This is a genomic window from Pseudoxanthomonas sp. PXM02 (genome assembly GCF_014851805.1).
Taxonomy (GTDB): Bacteria; Pseudomonadota; Gammaproteobacteria; order Xanthomonadales; family Xanthomonadaceae; genus Pseudoxanthomonas_A.
Genome location: NZ_JACVAK010000001.1, coordinates 1,780,446 through 1,797,173, shown reverse-complemented (window position 1 = coordinate 1,797,173; position 16,728 = coordinate 1,780,446). Strand labels below are relative to the sequence as shown.

11 protein-coding genes are annotated in these 16,728 nt (G+C 65.8%); 1 reads left to right on the top strand and 10 read right to left on the bottom strand.

Annotated elements, in window-relative coordinates:
* Positions 1-15: 15 nt before the first annotated feature.
* From IB225_RS20540 to IB225_RS08575, 9 genes are all read right to left on the bottom strand, one after another.
* A complete protein-coding gene (locus IB225_RS20540) occupies positions 16-759 on the bottom strand; it encodes a hypothetical protein (RefSeq protein ID WP_255527973.1) in 744 nt (247 codons plus the stop codon).
* Positions 760-1,264: 505 nt separating this feature from the next.
* Positions 1,265-2,743, bottom strand: a complete 1,479-nt coding sequence (locus IB225_RS08610; protein ID WP_192310751.1) for a TnsD family Tn7-like transposition protein — start codon at positions 2,741-2,743, stop codon at positions 1,265-1,267.
* A gap of 282 nt (positions 2,744-3,025) precedes the next feature.
* Positions 3,026-4,126: a toxic anion resistance protein gene (locus tag IB225_RS08605; RefSeq protein WP_192310750.1), complete on the bottom strand. Its 1,101-nt coding sequence runs from the start codon at positions 4,124-4,126 to the stop codon at positions 3,026-3,028.
* On the bottom strand, positions 4,123-4,827 hold the full coding sequence (locus tag IB225_RS08600; RefSeq protein ID WP_192310749.1) for a hypothetical protein: 705 nt from the start codon (positions 4,825-4,827) through the stop codon (positions 4,123-4,125). The genes IB225_RS08605 and IB225_RS08600 overlap by 4 nt, the downstream gene beginning before the upstream one ends.
* A complete protein-coding gene (locus tag IB225_RS08595; RefSeq protein WP_192310748.1) occupies positions 4,824-10,145 on the bottom strand; it encodes a DNA repair ATPase in 5,322 nt (1,773 codons plus the stop codon). Before IB225_RS08595 ends, IB225_RS08600 begins: the two co-directional genes overlap by 4 nt.
* An 87-nt stretch (positions 10,146-10,232) precedes the next feature.
* Positions 10,233-12,206, bottom strand: coding sequence for a hypothetical protein (locus IB225_RS08590; protein WP_192310747.1), 1,974 nt, complete (start codon positions 12,204-12,206; stop codon positions 10,233-10,235).
* 30 nt (positions 12,207-12,236) lie between these two features.
* Positions 12,237-12,872: a hypothetical protein gene (locus tag IB225_RS08585; RefSeq protein WP_192310746.1), complete on the bottom strand. Its 636-nt coding sequence runs from the start codon at positions 12,870-12,872 to the stop codon at positions 12,237-12,239.
* Between the two features lie 16 nt (positions 12,873-12,888).
* The gene (locus IB225_RS08580; protein ID WP_192310745.1) at positions 12,889-13,548 is read right to left on the bottom strand and encodes a PspA/IM30 family protein; all 660 of its coding nucleotides are present in this window, start codon (positions 13,546-13,548) and stop codon (positions 12,889-12,891) included.
* A complete protein-coding gene (locus tag IB225_RS08575; protein ID WP_192310744.1) occupies positions 13,548-14,189 on the bottom strand; it encodes a DUF2170 family protein in 642 nt (213 codons plus the stop codon). Before IB225_RS08575 ends, IB225_RS08580 begins: the two co-directional genes overlap by 1 nt.
* Before the next feature lie 276 nt (positions 14,190-14,465).
* Between IB225_RS08575 and IB225_RS08570 the strand changes: the two genes are divergently transcribed.
* Positions 14,466-15,512 (top strand): glycerophosphodiester phosphodiesterase, encoded by a 1,047-nt coding sequence (locus IB225_RS08570; protein ID WP_225583642.1) that lies wholly within the window; start codon positions 14,466-14,468, stop codon positions 15,510-15,512.
* Between the two features lie 6 nt (positions 15,513-15,518).
* On the opposite strand, the gene fabB is transcribed toward IB225_RS08570, so the two are convergent.
* A complete protein-coding gene (gene fabB / locus IB225_RS08565; protein ID WP_192310742.1) occupies positions 15,519-16,727 on the bottom strand; it encodes a beta-ketoacyl-ACP synthase I in 1,209 nt (402 codons plus the stop codon).
* Position 16,728 lies beyond the last annotated feature (1 nt).

Genomic DNA, 16,728 nt, shown 5'->3' with positions numbered 1-16,728 from the left:
AACAAGTCTGGAGCGTTAGGAGTCGCGGCCGGTCCCCATGCGTCTTTTTAGCTCAATCGTGACCCAGGACTTGGCCGACCACCTTTGCGTAGCGGCAATTTCCTCGAGAAGTCGATCGGGGATCTTCTGCATTGCTTTCCAGACGTGGCGACGATTACCGCCGGCTTCTCTGGCGGTCTGTGTGATGTTCCGATCAGTCAGAAGAAATGGTGCCAGTGATCCGGGGAGTGCGACGTCAAGGAGGAACCGACGCAATTGCTCCTGCAATGGCGGCTCAGAGTCTTCATTGAGTTTCGAGCTTAGGTCGAGCCTCAACTGAGATGAATCTCCAGCCGTGGGCAGATCGATTCCCAAGGCGGAAACTGCGCCGAGGACAACTAGTTTTTGAGCAAGCCTGCCCGGTGCTGAGTTGTGAGAAAGCTCGGCGTGGATAAAGTTCTCCATGATATGGCGCCCGGTTCGGGATGTGATGTTCGCAATGCCCGTCGACCAAGTTCGCCGGATAGTGGATTCAATCTCAGCCTGGGCAGAAGCTATGCCGCCGAACCTAGATACGACAACGTCCATGTAGGCTGCCCATGCGTGACTTGTGACGACAGGCAGCTTGCCTTCCAGCAGCTGCGTCCAGAGATAGAGGTACGTCGAGTGCCCGTCGGATGCCGCCCAAGGAATTCTGTTGGCGGGAGTTGAAATCTTGCCGCGTGGAAGGGCGTACTGCCCAAGGTTTCCAGCGATTCCCCCGGATACTTCATCGTTCAATGCGAGGCCGTGCTCGGGGCAGCAAAGAAGTGCAGGGATCTGGTGGAGAATGCGCCACTGCCCAAATCCGTAGGCGTTGATGTCATCGGCTACGCACTGAGGACAGGATCGGAGACTCCGGGTAACCAAATGGAACTGCCTAGAATTGAAATTGCGAAGGACCTTTTGTGCCCTGTGTGATCGATCTCCAGCGATGAGCGCGTCACTCCACGCGGCTGAGGCTGCCGGCGACATCGCTCTCGAATAGACGCCGAAGAATGTGTGCCTGAGTAAGACATCCCTCGGGGGGACCAAGTCCCCAAAAGCGCGCTTGGAAATGGTGGCGACGCTCTCTCCAAATAGGTTTCGTTTTCGGCCACCGGTAGTGCCATAGAGATCGACGAGGATCGCACTCTTGCCTCTGCTTCCTGTTTGAAAGTATCGAAACGCAGCTAGCGTGAATAGCAAAGCCCCAGGGCGAAGAGAGGGAACATAGCCCAATGTGACCTGTGACACCGGGTTGACCTCAGGAGCCGCTGCTGGGCAGCCGTCCGAGGCGGCGCAGTGCTTTAGTAAGCCATGGTCGATCATTTCTGTAGAGCCACGCGTAGCCGTTTCCCGGCAGTCCTCTAAGTTCAGATAGAGGAAGGTGGGCGTAGCGCTTACAGAGATGCGAGAACTTGGTGCGTGAAACAAACTTCCTGTGGGAGAACGTGGAACGGCTTCGTAGTGCTTTTAGGCGCTCATCCGCGCCGAGAATGCGATTGACGACGGAGGAAGAAACGCCAGAGGACACAGCTATCGACCCGACGGGTTCTCCTTTCGCCAGCAGTCTCCGGATTTCACCAACCAATGCGGGGGTCACAGACTTGCTTCGGCTGATGAATGGAATCCCGAATCGCGTTGCCCACTGCACGCCGGTTGTTGTAGAGACGCCAACAATCTTTGACGCTCCTGAGATCGACATACCTCCTTCAGCTACGAGTTGTTTGAATCGTGTGAGATCCCGCTCTTTCAGTGGTCGCGGATTGGTCTGGTGTTCGAGGGGCGCGCTATCGCAGCCAGATTCGCAGGCCTGCACAAACTCCTCCCAGCTATCGGTGATCGCACCGACAAGGAGGAGATGCTTCAGCGGGTGTCCGGGTTGGGGACTTCTTCTGGAGAGTGAAGCCGCCAAACCCGGCCATTCGTAACCGACTGATTCCAGCGGCGCCATTCCCGGCAGCCCCTCCAGGCCCCGATAACGTTCACGAATCAGGGAGACGAGCTTTTCAATGCGCAAGTTTCCGTGACTGGTCGCCAGTCCTCGTCCGCGAAGCAGGCGCTGATACCCGCCAGCAGCACGCGCAGTTGAAAGGCCACCAGGCGGAAGCATCGCCAAGTACAGGGAATCGCGAGCGAGCCGAGAAAGAGTCGCCATTGCGGTTTCGCTGGGAACTTGTACCTCGATTAGTTTGCAATCCTGGGGGTCCGCCGGAGTCACCCAGTAGCGTCGATGGACGGGCGTAATAGCGTCTCGGAGAAAGACCAGTGGCCGAGCGTGCTTCAGGCAAACAAAGCTTGAAGGAAACTGGTGCTCGATATGCCAGTACGAATATCCAAGCCGCTCTTGCTCTTCGCCAGCGCAGTCAGAACATAGCTTGAGCGGATGGTAGCCGCCCACCCGGCTAGCCGTGATCCCCAGCCGCATCTTCAAACTAGGGATGGCCCCTTCAGTAATGAGGTCTATTGTTTCTTCTGCTTTTTTGTCATCGATGGTGGGCAGGAAGTAGCCCAAGAGTGTATGGCGGAGTGCTAGTTCGCGAGGCGGGCCCAACTGACCACGAGTCCTCTGCGTCAACGTCCGAAGATGTGCTGGGAAGTCATGGCATAGAGCGGAATGTGGCGTGCCAAAGAGCTGGTCGCTGGTCTGATGTGCAGAAGTGCTGCAGTTCAGCTGGTGCGCGTGGCTACACCAGCTGTAAAGGGTCTGATTTGCGAGGAGAAGCGGCAGGATGGCTGACATGGCCAAGACTTCCTCCGGGCCGATCAGTTAAGCACGTTTCACGGCGTGAAGATCGTCTGCCAAGGAATAAACTGTTGAGCCAACTTTTCTCGCGTCGACGATCTCGGAGAAGCGTATTTGGCTCGTTTGGGCTAATTTCTCGTGACCAAATCGGTAGGCCCGACATTGAATCCCTTGGAGTTGCTAGGCTGCGTTTGGACTATCTATTGCTAATCACCAGGAAACAGAACGGGCCGCCCTGGGGCGGCCCGTTCTTTTTTGAGGTGGAAGCGCTGTTGCCGATCAGGCCGTCGCGTTACCCGCCGTCGGCAGGGCCAGCCGCTTTTCGAGGTCTTCGCGCATGCCGACCAGTTCGGTGGACAGCTGCTTGCGCTTGGCCATGCCTTCGCGATGGATCTCGCGGACTTCCTCGACGGTACGGATCAGCGTGTCGTTGACGGTGCGCAGCGTCTCGATATCGATCACCGAGCGCTGGTTGGCGCGCGCGGTGCCGACCGCGGTGGAGTGCACCAGTTCGGCGTTCTTGCGCATCAGCTCGTTGCTGGCGTCATCGATGGCGTTCGCCAGCTCGACGGCATTGCGCTGGTCGGCCAGCGACAACTGGATGGCGAACTGGTTGCGCCACATCGGGATGGTGACGTCGCGCACCGCGCTGAACTTCTCGATCAGCTGGATGGCGTTGGCCTGGATCAGGCGGATCATCGGCAGCGTCTGATCGGCCGCGTGCTGCAGCACCTGCAGGTCGGATACGCGCTTGTCGATCAGGCGTAGCGCGGTGTCCAGCGCCGCACGGCGGGTGCGCGATTCGGGATCTTCCAGGCCCGACAGCGACGCGAGATCCGCTTCCAGTTCGCTGATGCGGACGCGACCCGCGGCGACGTGCACGCCCAGCTCGCGGCGCTCGTCCAGCACGATGTCGTGCATCTGGTCGTACTCGCGCACGCGCTGCTGCTGGATCTGCTGGGTCTTGCCGACATCCGCCATCAGCTGGTCGATCTGCCGGTTGGTCGAGCTGTAGCGCTGCACCAGGTCATCCTTGGTCGCGCGCATCTTGTCGATCAGCGGGCCGAGGATCGGCAGCTTGGAGCGGCCGTGGAACGATTCGAGGTTCAGCGAGCGTGCGATGCGCACCACTTCGCCGAGCTTGTCGCCGCTGCTGTCGAGGTCGGCGTTGCGCACCTTGTCCAGCAGCTGCGTGCTGAAGGCGCTGGTCTTGGTGGTGGCTTCGCGACCGTAGGTGTGCAGGTTGCCGGGCGCGATGTCCTGCAGTGCCTTCGCGGCTTCCTGGATGCGCGGGATGTCGGCGCTTTCCAGGCCCAGGTCGGTCAGCAGCTGCGGCGACAGCGCCGCGGGAACCAGCGTCTGTTCGGAATTCGTCGTCATGGGGCCTCCTGGGTGTTGGTTTGCTGCGCGGCCACCGCCGGTGTGGCGGGCGGTGCGGGCAGATGTTCGATGTGGGCTTCCAGCTCATCGATCGTCCGCATGGCGGAGGATAGCTGCATTCCATGCCCGGCACCGGCGGCGACGCCCTGCTGCTGGCAGAGCAGCACGGAAAGCCGGGGCAGTTGCAGTGCATGCCGCTCGGCGATGGCGAGTGCGTTGGCGGCGACGAGGTCCAGCTGGCTGGCGGTGATCTCGTACGCGCTGCGCAGGGTGACTAGGTGCGCAAGCCGCGAGGTGCCGGCAGGCGTGCCGCCTTCCGCCGTCGCCTGCTGGCGTGCCAGGCCGTCGATCTCCTGTTGCAGGTGCGCGCAGGCATCGCGCAGCCGCTGCGCATGCGCGGCGAGCGTCTCGTGCTGGTGGCGCAGTCGTGTCGCTTCGAAGCCGGCCTGCCGCAGCAGGATCCCGCTACGTTCGCGCAGCGACCGCGCTTCGGCGGCGAGGCGGATGTCGCGGCCGATCAGGCGTCCCCAGAAGCCGACGCTGCGACGCAATGCGCGCGGGTCGGCCGACAGCAGGACGGTGCGCAGGTCGCGCAGGGTGCCCTGCAGGTCGCCGGCGCCGGCCTGTGCCATCGCGCGGATCGCCGCGGCGTGCTCGGCCAGGCCGGGGGCATCGGCGTCCATGGCGGTCGACGGGTTCACCGCGGGAGGTCTCCCGTGTCGTCATCCGGTGCCGACGGAGACACATCCAGCGTCGGCGTCGGACGCTCTTCCTTGAAGGCGAGGCTGGCGATCACCTGGTCGAACTCGGCCTCACGTGGCGTGCGTGTCTTCGCCTTGCGTGCCGCTGCCGGGACGGGCGCGGTCGCATTGCTGCGCATCGCCTGCGCGAGTGCGACGAGCGCTGCGTTGAGCTGGTCCTGCCGCGCCATCGTCTGCTGCAAAGCTTCCAGTACCGGGGCGGTGTCGAGCGCAGGTGCAGGCGCAGGCGCGACCGGCGTGGCGACGGGCTCCGGCGCGCGCAGCGACTGCAGGGCCGCGAGCAGCGCCTCCCACGGCGCAGGCGGTGCCGCGTCAACCGGCGCCGGTTCGCCCAGGCGCTGCAGGCCGACGGCGATGTCGGCCAGTTGCGCGACGACGCGTCCGCCGACATCGGCATCCTCGGCGCCCATGGCCTTGTTGCGCAGGAAGTCGGCCTTGATCTGGTTCCAGCGGGCCAGCTCGTCGGCCGCCAACGTGCCGCGCAGTTCACCGAGCTTCAGCAGGTTCTCTTCCGCACCGGTGGTCAGCAGCTGTGCCTCGCCCAGGTAATGGTCCGAGATCATCTGCTGCAACTCCGCGGCGTTCATCACCGGCGAGATCTTCTCCGCCAGCTTGTTCATGTTGCGATAGCTGCCCTGCAGTCGGAACGGCGGCTCCACGCGGTACTTGTCGGCCTGCGCGGCGCTGGTGATGTACTGCTGGTTGACGCGGTAGACCACGTCGCGCACGGTCAGCAGCCGCTGCAGCACCGCGACGATCTCGCCGATCTCCGCGCCGCTGTAGGCGTGCGACAGCTGGTTGGTGCTGACATCCTTGCCGCGCGCCTTGTCGACCAGCAGATAGAGGTCGGCCATGTCGCGGGTTGCGAGCGGTGCGAGCACCGGGTTCGACGTCAGGCAGTTCTCCACGTAGCTCAGCAGGAACGCGTCCTCCATGCCGCCCAGCACATCGCCCAGGTTGTAGATGTCCGCACGGTTGGCGAGCATGTCGGGGATCTTGAAGACCTCGCCGGACTCGGTGTACGGATTGCCTGCCATCACCACCGCGAACTTGCGCCCGCGCATGTCGTAGGTCTTGGTCTTGCCGCGCCAGACGCCCTCGATGCGGCGCGTGCCGTCGCACAGCGAGATGAACTTCTGCAGGAACTCCGGATGCGTGTGCTGGATGTCGTCCAGGTACAGCATCACGTTGTTGCCCATCTCCAGTGCGAGGTTGAGCTTCTCCAGTTCCTGTCGCGACGTGGCGTCCGGCGCCTGCGCCGGATCCAGCGAGCGCACCTCATGGCCGAGGGCCGGGCCGTTGATTTTCATGAAGACCAGGCCCAGGCGGTGCCCCACGTATTCCATCAGCGTGGTCTTGCCGTAGCCGGGGGGTGAAATCATCATCAGCAGGCCCATCAGGTCGCTGCGCTTGTTCTCGCCGACAGTGCCCATCTGCTTGGCGAGGTTGTCGCCGATCACCGGCAGATAGACGTCGTTGATCAGCTTGTTGCGCACGAATGAGGTCAGTGGGCGTGCCTTGAATTCCGACAGGCGCATCGCGCTGCGTTCGCGCTGAGCGACTTCGCCACGCAGTGTCTGGTAACGCTGCCATGCGGGCACGAAGTCGTCGCGATGCGCGGCGAAGCGTGCGGGCAGGTCGTCCACCGCCAGCGACAGGCGTCCCTCGCGGATGCGCGGATGTTCGCCCAGCAGGCCGTCGACGGTGTTCATCAGCGTCACGTGCTCCACCACGTGGGTCAGCTGCGATCCATGGCGGTACAGCGCAATCGCCTCCGGCACGTACGATGCCAGGTGGGCCTGCTCCGGTAGTGCCGTCAGCGCGTCCAGTGCCTGCCGCAGCAGCGACCAGGCCGCGGCCGGGCGTGCGTCCAGGCGCTGCAATGCACTGGCGAGCACGCCGCCACCGGCGTCGTCGGTCAGGCGGGCACGGAACGCGGCGACCAGCGCTTCGGCGTAGTGGGTGAAGCGGAACGTCGGCGTTGCCGACGTGACGGTGTCCACGATGAAAGCCGCCGCGCCCTGAGCATCCGTGGTGGGGAAGGGCAGCGCATCGCGCTGCACCCACTCGATCAGTGCGGTCGCCAGCTCGTCGCGCAACGTCTGCAGCGCCCTGCCCGCGGGCGAGAGGGCATCGATGGCGCGTGCCGCGCGGATCCGGTCGATGACATCCTGTGGCGTCGCATCGCCGCGGCACCACCAGGCCACGGCCAGTGCGCGTGCGGCGGGCGCATGCCGCAGGGTGCCCGCCGCCTGCCGCAGCGGCAGGTAGCTGCGCAGGATGGCAGCTGCGTCGTGGTCGTGGATGCCCTTCTCGTAGCCCTCGCGATACCGCGGTGCGGCGTAGTCGCGGACGATCCTGTCCAGGGCTTCCGGATCGGCCAGCGCATGATCCAGTTGCTCCGCACTCAGTCCGCCCTCACCGGCCAATGCGTCCTGCAGCAGGCGGCAGGCGAGGTACTCGCCGCGGTACAGCGTGGGTGACTCGGACTCGAGGGTAACGTCCCAGTACGCGCGCAACGCGTCCAGCGCAGGCTCCTGCAGCGGCTCCAGGTAGTCGGTGCCGGTCAGGTGCACGGCGAGCGTGTCGCCGCGCGGAATCAGTGTCAGGTCCAGCGGTTGCGTATTGACGCTGAAGCGGTGGCGCGGCCCCAGCCGGATGACGTTGCCGGCGTCCTCGAACAGGTCGCTGCGGTCGCGCAGGCCGCGCACGGCCTGGTCGCGTGCGCCCTTGATGCGCGCCTCGATGTCGTCCGCCTTCACCGAGTCCTTCAGCTCGCGCAGGCGACCGGCCAGCTCGCGCAGCTTCAGGATCAGTGCGTCGCCGGCGAAGAAGGCATTGAGTTCGTCCGGTGAGGTGAAGCGTTCGGTGCGACGGCCGAGGCCTTCCAGGATGCGGTTGGCCGCTTCCTGCACCGACTGCGCCTTGCGCTGGCGTTCGTCCAGCAGTGCCTGCTTGTGCGCCTCGAACGCCTCCAGCATCTCCTCGCGCTTGGACAGGATGTCGCCGAGGAACTGTTCGTGCTCGCCGAACTGGCTCTCCAGTTCCTCCAGCTGCACCATCAGGCGCGAGAGTTGTTCGTCCGCACGCTCGGGCGTGGTCGCCATCGCCAGCGCGTTGCTGACCGCCTGGCCGAACAGGGTGAACTGCGCGCCGAACTGCGCCACGGCCTCGGCCGACCCGAGTTCGCGGCGACGCTGGGTCGCGCGGGCACGGGTCTGGTTGAGTTTCGCGTAGATGGCCGACAACGCATCGACCACGCGGGTGCGCTGGGTGGCGTCGTCGACCCGCAGCGTTGCCATCAGCTCGGACAGCATGTCCAGCTCGCCGGCCATGCCCTGCATGGCCTCGATGGCTTCCGCCAGTTCGCGGGCGCTCGCCGCTTTCTGTGCGCGGGCGTCGAGTTCGACGAGGCGCTGCTGGAAGGGCGCCAGCGCCTTCTCGCCGGCGAGGAACTGGCCGGTCGCGGTGCCGACGCGCTCGTGCGCCTCCTGCAGCGCGGCCGTCATCGCATCGATGGCGGCGGTGTCGATATAGCGGTAGTCGCGCAGCGTCAGCAGGTGGCCGCGCAGACGCGAGACGGCACCGAGGGCTTCGACGAACTCGGCGATGCCGTTCCAGCCCTCCGGCTGCAGGCGGCCGAGCAGGGCACGATGGTCGCGTTGCGCCTGCGCCATCGAGGTCTCGGACTGGCGCCGGATCTCCTGCACCTTCTCGTATTCGTCCAGCACCGATTCGCCGGTACCCGCGATCTCGTGCAGCAGCGTGGCCAGTCCATCGCACTGCGTGTCGTCGATCCAGTGGTGCAGGTCGAACAGGCGGCGGGTGCAATGCGTCAGCAGCTGGTAGCGCTGCGCGGACACGTCGGGACGTTCAATCTCGCGGGCGAGGTCGAACAGGTTGGAGACCGCACGCACCAGCTCGGCATTGCCGAGTCGGGCCATGAACGACGTACCGGCGGGTCGTGTGGCCGCGAATTCGTCCGAACTGAAAGGCGTCTGCCACACCTGCATCGAATGCACGCGGGTGGGGTCGTCGTTCTCGGCGCGGAACAGCACCATGCGGCCGTCGTGCAGGCGCGCGTAGCCGTGCGCGAGCACAGGCGGCTGCAGGCGGCGCTGCACCAGGTTGTAGACCAGCAGCGCGGCCTGGCCGGTCTCGCGCTCGTAGAACACGTACATCACGTCCTCGCCGTTGGGCGAGCGGATCGTGCGCTTGTACTGCATGTCTTGCACGGCGGCATCGAACGCCTTGTGCTCGCCGTTCTGCAGGTAGTAACCGCCGGGGAAGATGATGCCGTGGTCTTCGGGCAGCTGGATGCAGGCCTGCACGATGGCGTCCAGCCGCGTGACCTTGCCGGTCTGGGTGTTGTAGACCAGTCCGCGCCAGGCGCTCTCGCGGTACGGCAGCACCTTCAGCAGGATCAGCGAACCGACGCGTGCGAACTCGATCTGCGCATCGTCCAGCGACTGCGTGCGGTCCTCGACCGGCTCGCTGTACACGCCGGCACCTGTCTCGGTGTTGTTCTCCACCTTCAGCGTCAGGTCGCCGCCGATGGTCTCGACGAACAGCGTGTCGAGGATGTTCAGGTGCGGATGGCGGCCGCTGACTTCCATGTCCTTGGTGGCGCGCGTCCATTCGAAATCGAAGGGCGGCGGCAGCACGATGTCGCGCTCGCCACGTGCGTCGAGGTAGTTCACCTCGCCCTCGGACGTCAGGGTCCAGCGGAATACGCGCACGTCGGTGGACTTCAGGCCGATCTGGAAGGCCATCAGCAGGCGGCCGTCGCGCACGATCAGCTGCAGCAGGCGTGCGTCCTTGTAGTAGCTGTACAGCTCGCTGAAGTCGCGCTGGAACGCACCATCGGCGAGGAAGCTCGCGGCGATGTCGACCGGGGCCACGTCGTAGCCCTCGCCCGCCTCCACCAGCCGATAGATGCCGAACACGTCGGCGACCGACGTGGTCGCCTTCAGGCCCATGTAGACGTTGAAGCCGAACAGCAGCAGGTCGCCGACCTGCACGATGTCGCGGCCGACGGAGTTGTGCTCGGTGCGGATGCGCAGCCGGCCGATGGCTTCCATCCGGCTGTCGCCGAATTCCTGCAGGCGACGCGTGTTGATTGCCTCCACGACGGTGCGCAGCCGTGCGCCTTGCTCGTCGAGGCGACGGCGCAGCACGTCGTAGGCGCCGCCCTGGGCGACGGCCTGGTCGACCTGCGTGTCGGTGGTGGGAACTTCGGACTTAGGCGTATAGGACATCGGACCTCATCCTCGCCCGTCCTGGGCGGTCGATGCGGAAATCGGGGCCGACGGCGTTCGCCGCCGGCCCGGCTCAGGCGTGTTGCGTCAGGCGTCGGTCGCTTCGGCCTGGCGCCCGGCAAGCGGCAGGCCGTTGCCGGCCAGGCGACCGAGCAGCTGCGCGGCGATCGGGCTTTCGCCGACGATGCCTTCCAGCGCCTTGCCCAGCGACACGCCCTTGGTCAGCGCGTTGAACACGCCACCGTCGCCGCCGATCAGCTCGATGTTGGCGTTCTTCAGCGCGCTGGCCAGCACCTCGGCGTTCTCGCGCGAGATCGCCTTGCCTGCGTCGATCGACGCCAGCAGCTGGCGCAGCTGCGTCTCCAGCAACATGCGGAACTCCTCGTGGCTGCGCGCATCCGGGCTCATCTTGCCCATCGCGTCGAACTTCGAGGTCAGGCCCTCGGCTTCGGCCGACATCTTCTTGGCGATGTTGCTGGCTTCGGCATCGCCCATCGCCTGGGTGGCGCTGGCGTTGGCCTGGCCCAGCTTCTGCGCGCCGTCGGCTTCCGCACTCAGGCGCTCGGTCAGCACGCGGGCGTCGGCGTTGCCCTGCTTGTAGGTGGCATCCGCCTTGGCTTCCAGCACGCGCGCTTCGGCCAGGCCGGTCTTCTCCATCGCCACGGCATTGGCTTCCTGCACCTGCGCTTCGGCCAGGCCGGGCGCAGCGCTTTCGGCGCGCACGCCGTCGGCCATCACGCGCTTGGCTTCGGCCTGCTTGCCGGCGGCCTGCAGCTCGGCGTCGGCCAGCACGGTCAGTTCGATCGCGCGGTGGCGCGCGGCCTGCTCGGCGGCTTCAGCGGCCTTGACGTCCTTGACCAGGGTTTCCTGCGCGGCGGCTTCGGCGGCCAGGATGGTCACCTGCTTGGCGCGGTCGGCCTCGGCGACCTCGCGGGTCTCCTTGATCTTCTCCTCGGCCACGGCGACGGTCTGCTCGATCTGGGTGCGCTCGCGCACGACGTTGGCCACTTCCATGCGGCCCTGCTCGACCACCTTGTCGCGGTCGACTTCCTGCATCTGCACTTCCTTGTTGGTGTTGACGCGCTCCAGCTGCTCGGCGCGCGCGACGCGCTCCAGCTCGATGGCGACGGCGCGGCGACGGTTCTGCTCGGCCACTTCTACTTGGCGCAGCTGCTCCTGCTCGCGGATCTTGATCTGCTCTTCGGTCTCCAGGCGCGCACGCTCGGACACCTGGCGCTGCTCCTCGATCACCTTGGCGGTCTCGGCGGCTTCGCGGGCGCGCACGGTCTCGACCTCGCGCTGCTGGCGAGCCTCGGCCTCCGCCTGCTGGCGTTCCAGCGCGAGCAGGGCTTCGCGGGCTTCGGTGTTCTTCTTGGTGATCGCCAGCTTCTCGTTCTGCTCGAGTTCGTTGGTCTGCACGTTCTGGCGCGCGGTCAGCTCGGTGATCTTGCGGATGCCTTCGGCGTCCAGGATGTTGCTGGGGTCGAGCAGGTGCTTGGGCGTCTGCTCCAGGTAGTCGATGGCGACGTCTTCCAGCACGTAGCCGTTGAGGTCCTGGCCGATGACGGCGACGATCTCGTCACGGAATTCCTGGCGCTTGTCGAACAGCTCGGTGAAGTCGAACTTCTTGCCCACCGTCTTCAGCGCCTCGGAGAACTTGGCGTTGAACAGTTCGTCCACGGCGTGCTTGTCGGACGCGCGGTCGGCGCCGATCGCCTTGGCCACGCGCAGGACGTCGGCCGGCGTCTCGTTGACACGCAGGTAGAACGCCACCGCGATGTCGGCGCGCATGTTGTCCTTGCAGACCAGGCCTTCCTTGCCGCGGCGGTCTACTTGCAGGGTGATCAGGCTGATCTTCATCAGCTCGGCCTTGTACAGCACCGGGATGATCAGCGCGCCGGTGAAGTGCACCTTCGGGTGCGAACTCATGTCGTTGACGATGAGGGCGGTGCCCTGTTCGACCTTCTTGTAGAAGGCCTTGAAGATGCCGATGAACCCGAACGCCATCACCAGCACGATGCCGAGGATGACGAGGAAGGGGATGAGGTTGGACATATCCATGGCGGAACTCCTTGTAGGCGACGTGCTGGCTTACTGTTGCTGGAAGGCGGCTTCTGAAATGACGCGATAGGTGTTTTCGGATTCGAGGTGTTCGATCAGGACGACACGGTCGCCACGGCCGAAGCGCTCGCCGGGCAACGCGCGGACCTGCAGAATCAAGCCGGCGCCACCGTCGTCGAACTGCGCACGACCGCCGGCGTGGTCCACGTGCGGCGAGATCACCGCACCGGCGCGTCCCAGCACCGATGGCAGGACCGGCGGGCGCAGGCGAGCAATCACGCTGGCCAGCGGGCGCAGCAGCACCGAGGTGACCAGCATGCCGGGCAGCAGCGCGGCGACCAGGACGCCGGCGCCGGTGATCCAGCGCACGGTGTCGGGCAGGTGCTGCAGCAGCCACAGATGTGCGAAGTAAGTGATCAGCCAGCCGAAGATGGCCAACACCGTCAGCACCAGCATCAGCGGCACGCCGGACAGGCCCAGCTTGGCGAGCATGCCGGCGATCGCGGTGGGTTCGGCGCCATCGCCGTCGGTGACCAGCCAGCCGTCGACGGCGTCGAAGTCGACGATCCCGGTCGCAGCCAGCAGCCAATACACCGTGCAGAACGCGAGCAGCACGCTGTACAGCAGCGTGGGGAAGGTCAGGGTGGTATTCAGGAACTCGATCATCGTGGCTCCCCCTGGTTCAGCGCTTGCGCGCGGATGACGTGATGCGCTTGCGCGCGCGGTCCAGCACGGCCTGTGCAGGATCGACGGTGTCTTTCTTGTTCGTGCGCTGTGTGGTGCCGCTTTCCGGCGCTGAGGTGCGGCGTTGCTTCATCCGTGCGGCGGAAGCGAAAGCGGGTTCCGGGTACAGCGCGTCGCCCGGCTGGCGACGCGCGACGGTGGCCTGTGCGCGCTGCAGGCTGTTGGAAGCGCGCAGGATGTCCAGCTGATGCTTGAGCCGGCGCAGACGTCCCTCTAGCTGTTCGACCACGTGCGCGAACTGCCGCTCCTGCGTGGCCAGGTCGTGGCCTTCCTCCATCCGCTGGGCACGCTCGGCCTGCAGGCGGACAACATCATCCGCCGCCGTGCGAGCCTGCGTGGCGCGGTTCTGCCGCAACGCGGTTTCCACTTTGGCCTCGATCTCGCCGATGCGGGTCGCGAGCGCTGCCTGATGCTGTTCATTGGCGATGCGGCGTGCCTTCGCGGCTCCGTGCTCGCCTCGCGCGCCGTGCAGGGCGTCGTCGATGCTGCGGATCTCCTCATCCAGCAGGCGTTCGGCGCGATCGCCCATCACGGCGCCGGCCAGGCCTTCCATGCCTTCCTGGATCCGCTTGAACAGGGTCTTCAGCGTGTCGGGCATCAGGCTTTCCTCCGGATGCCCGTGCGCAGGAACGGTCGATAGGCTTCGGTCGCGTTGATGACGTTCTCGGCCAGCGTCTCGATCTCGAACATCACGTTGGCCAGGCTGGAGTGCGTATCGAGCGCGCCGAACATGGTGTAGCCGGCCACGCCGCCGATGCGCTGCATGCCGATGGTCGAGAGGGGCAGCAATACATGCGTGCTGAGCACGTGGGCGTTGAAGGCCGCCACATCGGCCACGTCTTCCACCGGCCACAGGTAGGCCTCGACCAGGATCTGCTCGCCGCCCACGGCCAGGAAGACCGACAGGTCGCCGTACTCGTGCATCACCAGGTGCAGGCTGGGCTCGGCGCCCTCGATGGTTTCCAGGCTGATCAGGCCGTCGCGCACGGTGCTGGCCTGCTGCAGCGCGTGCCGGATCGCGGCGACCGTCCAGCCGGCCTCGGTGGACTGCGTCGGCAGGTAGGGGATGCCGGACTCGCGGGCCGCCTCGCGCATCGACTTCTCGATGGACGCCAGCTCTTCGGCGTACTCGGGCCGGATCCAGACGTCCTTCTTGACCAGGCCCTGCTCGCGCATGCGCTCGCGGTAGTTGCGGACGTGCAACGTGGAGGCCTTGATCGCGGGGCGGGAGGCTGTCATGAAATCGAACTTATTGCTTACATGTAATGTTGTCAAGCGGCAGCGCGGCGCCGGCGGGTGTCGGGTGACGGGTCGATGACGGCTGTCGCCTGCGTGTAACACGCTGCGCGGACAATGGCGCCAGCAACGAGGTCCCTCTCTCCTCCCGCGTTGCGGCGAAGCCCGGTCGATGCCGGGCTTCGTGCTTTCCGGAGCGTGCGCGGCCCATGGCATGCTGGCCCACATGAGGATCCGTCGATGCCCTGCTGCCGCCTGTTGTCCTTCTTCATCGCCGTGATGGCCGTTCCGTCCGCTTTGGCTGGCGAGGCGCCGACCACGCCGCTGGTCATCGGCCATCGCGGCGCCAGTGCGCACCTGCCCGAGCACACGCTGGCTGCGTACGCGCGCGCGATCGCCGACGGCGCCGACTACATCGAGCCGGATCTGGTCGCCACCCGCGACGGCGTGCTGGTGGCGCGTCACGAGAACGAGATCGGCGGCACCACCGATGTCGCGCAGCGGCCGGAGTTCGCCGCGCGCAAGCGCAGCCAGGTGATCGATGGCGAGACATTCGAGGGCTGGTTCACCGAAGACTTCACCCTCACCGAACTGAAAACGTTGCGCGCACGCGAGCGGCTGCCCGAGCTGCGTGACACGTCGCACGACGGACGCTACGAAATCGCGACGCTGGACGAAGTGATCGAACTGGCATCGGAGCAGACCGTGCGCACCGGCCGCACCATCGGTCTGATCCCGGAGATCAAGCACCCCAGCCACTTCCAGCGCATCGGCCTGCCGATGGAGGAACGTTTACTCAAGACGCTCGCTGCGCACGCCTACACGCGCGAGGCGCCGGTCGTCATCCAGTCGTTCGAGCAGGCCAACCTGCGCGCGCTGCGCGATCATCTGGCACCGCCCAACAAGAACATCCGCCTGCTGCAGCTGCTCGGGTCGCCGGATGCGCAGCCCGGTGATGCGCTGGCGGCAGGCAAGCCGACCCGTTATGCCGACCTGATGAAGCCGGCCGGGCTGAAGGACATCGCGGGCTACGCCGACATCATCGGTCCGTGGACGCGCCTGCTGATGCCCGTGGCGGAAGACGGCACGTTCGGCGACGCCACGCCACTGATGGCGGACGCGCGCGCTGCTGGCCTGCAGGTCTGGCCTTACACGTTCCGGCCCGAGAATCATTTCCTGCCGAAAGCGCTGCGCGAAGGCGAGGACCCACGCACGCGCAGCGAGGCGGGATCCGTTGCGGAGATCCGCGCCTATCTGGCGCTGGGGATCGGCGGCTTCTTCACCGACGATCCGGCGTTGGGGCGTCGTGCGGTCGACGCCCGCTGAGTTACATCACACCTTGCCGAACACCAGGCTGGCGTTGGTGCCGCCGAAACCGAAGCTGTTCGACATGACGGTGTTCAACGTCGCGTCGCGGCTCGTCTGCACGATGGGGAACGCGGCCGCACCCTCGTCCAGCGTCTCGATGTTGGCCGAGCCGGCGATGAAGCCATCGCGCATCATCAGCAGGCAATAGATCGCCTCGTGCACGCTGGCCGCGCCTAGCGAATGGCCGGACAGCGCCTTGGTGGACGAAATCGGCGGCAGCGTGTCGCCCAGCGCGTTGCGGATGGCCTCAAGCTCGATCACGTCGCCCAGCGGCGTCGAGGTGCCGTGGGTGTTGAGGTAGTCCAGCGGCGCGGTGACGCCTTCCAGCGCCATCTGCATGCAGCGCACGGCGCCTTCACCCGAGGGCGCGACCATGTCGGCGCCGTCGGACGTCACGCCGTAGCCCAGCAGTTCCGCATGGATGCGCGCGCCGCGCTTCACTGCGTGATCGTAATCCTCCAGCACCAACATGCCACCGCCGCCGGCGATAACGAAGCCATCGCGATCGGCGTCGTACGGGCGCGAGGCATGGGTCGGATCGTCGTTGCGCTTGCTCGACAGGGCGCCCATCGCGTCGAACATCATTGTCAGCGCCCAATGCAGTTCCTCACCGCCACCGGCGAACACGATGTCCTGGCGGCCTGCACGAATGAGGTCCGCCGCGGCGCCGATGCAGTGTGCGGAGGTCGCGCAGGCGGCGGAGATCGAATAGCTGACGCCCTTGATCTTGAACGCGGTGGCCAGCGTGGCCGACACCGTCGAGCACATCGTGCGCGGGACCATGTACGGACCGACCTTGCGGATGCCGCGCTGGCGCAGCAGGTCGGCGGCTTCGATCTGCCATTCGGCGGAGCCGCCGCCGGAACCGGCGATCAGGCCGGTGCGCGGCTGGCTGACCAGCGCTTCATCCAGGCCGGCATCGGCGATCGCATCGCGCAGCGCGATGTGCGCGAACGCCGCGGCGTCGCCCATGAAGCGCTTCTGCTTGCGGTCGATCTGCGCATCGAGATCGATCTCGGGTGCGCCGCCGACCTGGCTACGGAAGCCGAGTTCGGCGTACTGCGGGATGTGGCGGATGCCCGAACGGCCTTCGCGCAGCGCGGCCGACACGGTGTCCGCGTCGTTGCCCAGGCAGGAGGTGATGCCCAGGCCGGTGATGACGACACGACGCATG

Coding starts and splice junctions, on each gene's coding strand:
- IB225_RS08590 (WP_192310747.1), bottom strand. CDS start 12,206: ATGGATATGTCCAACCTCATCCCCTTCCTCGTCATCCTCGGCATCGTG.
- IB225_RS08575 (WP_192310744.1), bottom strand. CDS start 14,189: ATGACAGCCTCCCGCCCCGCGATCAAGGCCTCCACGTTGCACGTCCGC.
- IB225_RS08570 (WP_225583642.1), top strand. CDS start 14,466: ATGGCCGTTCCGTCCGCTTTGGCTGGCGAGGCGCCGACCACGCCGCTG.
- fabB (WP_192310742.1), bottom strand. CDS start 16,727: ATGCGTCGTGTCGTCATCACCGGCCTGGGCATCACCTCCTGCCTGGGC.
- IB225_RS08585 (WP_192310746.1), bottom strand. CDS start 12,872: ATGATCGAGTTCCTGAATACCACCCTGACCTTCCCCACGCTGCTGTAC.
- IB225_RS08605 (WP_192310750.1), bottom strand. CDS start 4,126: ATGACGACGAATTCCGAACAGACGCTGGTTCCCGCGGCGCTGTCGCCG.
- IB225_RS08610 (WP_192310751.1), bottom strand. CDS start 2,743: ATGTCAGCCATCCTGCCGCTTCTCCTCGCAAATCAGACCCTTTACAGC.
- IB225_RS08595 (WP_192310748.1), bottom strand. CDS start 10,145: ATGTCCTATACGCCTAAGTCCGAAGTTCCCACCACCGACACGCAGGTC.
- IB225_RS08580 (WP_192310745.1), bottom strand. CDS start 13,548: ATGCCCGACACGCTGAAGACCCTGTTCAAGCGGATCCAGGAAGGCATG.